We start from the raw sequence: 1,430 nt of genomic DNA on the forward strand, positions 1-1,430 counted from the left end.
TTCCGACAATCCGGAGACGGCGGAGCGTTCGGGGAATGTAGTGATTACGCCGAGTGCTGAGTCCGTAGGTGCGAAGGCCATCCGCGTGACGCAGGCCGGCAAGGTGCTTCCTCCGTCGCTGAGCATCAACGTGGAGGACCCGGAGACGGGCTTTAAGTTCCAGGCCAGCGGCGTACAGTACGAAGGGGCGTCGAACATTCAGGTGACGGCGGTGAATACGGACTGGAATGCCCGTGCGGTAGATGCGGACGGGAATGCGATTACCTGGCTGAAAATCACAGTGAACAAGAACGACGGTTTGTCAAGCATTAACGTGGATGTCACGAAGAACGAAACCTACGAGGAGCGTGTGGGTTACGTACTGATTACGGCTACCGTGGAAGGGGTGCCGGAGATTCGGGTGACCGTTACGCAGGATGCTGCCCGCGAACATTTCAGTACACTGTCGGGCAACGTGGATGTCAGCAAGTTGGTTTATGCCTATGCCGAGGTCAATCCCAATCAGGATTGGGAAGAGGCCGATATGGGAGCCGGATGGTATGTTTACCTCTATTCCGAAGGATTGACGGAAGATAATGGAGTCTTTACGGGGACGGGAACGTATATTATGCTGGAGATGTCTGCCGAACACATGGGGTTCAATGACGATAAGGAGTATTATCTGTCGGAAGGCACATACGAAATCTATACGGACGAGAGCGGCCAGCGCGGACCGCAGATGACCTATACGAAAGGGTATCCCGGTTACTTCGATTACCAGAATTTCGGCAGTTGGGCGCTTGTCGTGGAGAACGGCGAAATTGTCGAGAAAGGACCGTGCGCAGCGGGAACGGTCACTGTCAGCCGGAGCGGTGACTCTTATACCTTTACGCTCGATATTGAGGACGATATGCAGTATGCCGTTTCCGGTACCACGACCGTGGAGTTTTCCCGCGTCAAGGTACTCAGCGACCCGGTTCCTCAGCCTCCCACGGGATTTCAGTAGCAGATGGAGACTGCAATCTGTCGGGGCCCGGTCAAGACCGGGCCTCTTGTTTATAAATTAAGATATAGCCTAAGGGAGTGTGTGTAGAATAGCGCTTTTTTGTGGAATTAAACGGCGTTAAATGGCAGAGATGAATAAAATTCGGCGATGCACGCTGTCGTATTGTTTATATAATGTTTATGTTCTAATTTAGCCATCACTTTTATACCGGTTTAACTAACTTTAAAGAAATCACCTATGAGAAAACTGTTTTTTATTTCCGCATTGTGCCTGCTGTTTGCATCGTGCGGAGGGGACAAGGGGACTGACGGGGGCGGCGTACCGTCGCTGAAGGTGGAGCCCTCGTCGCTGGATTTCGCGGCTGTTTCGGCTCCGTCGCAGAGCGTGACGGTTACGGCCGTGAACGTTGAGTGGGAAGTGCGTGTATCGGATACGGCTTCGGCCT

General features: G+C 53.0%; 2 protein-coding genes. Both read left to right on the forward strand.

What is annotated here, in order from left to right; translation table 11 throughout:
* Nucleotides 1-985: BACON domain-containing protein (locus tag BQ5361_RS00015; protein WP_143047432.1), on the forward strand; the 985-nt coding region annotated here is incomplete at its 5' end.
* A 237-nt stretch (nucleotides 986-1,222) separates the two neighbouring features.
* Nucleotides 1,223-1,430, forward strand: a 208-nt coding sequence (locus tag BQ5361_RS00020; protein ID WP_257587904.1) for a hypothetical protein, incomplete at its 3' end; no start/stop codon positions are given.

It is taken from the genome of Tidjanibacter massiliensis, assembly GCF_900104605.1.
GTDB classification, from domain to species: Bacteria; Bacteroidota; Bacteroidia; order Bacteroidales; family Rikenellaceae; genus Tidjanibacter; species Tidjanibacter inops.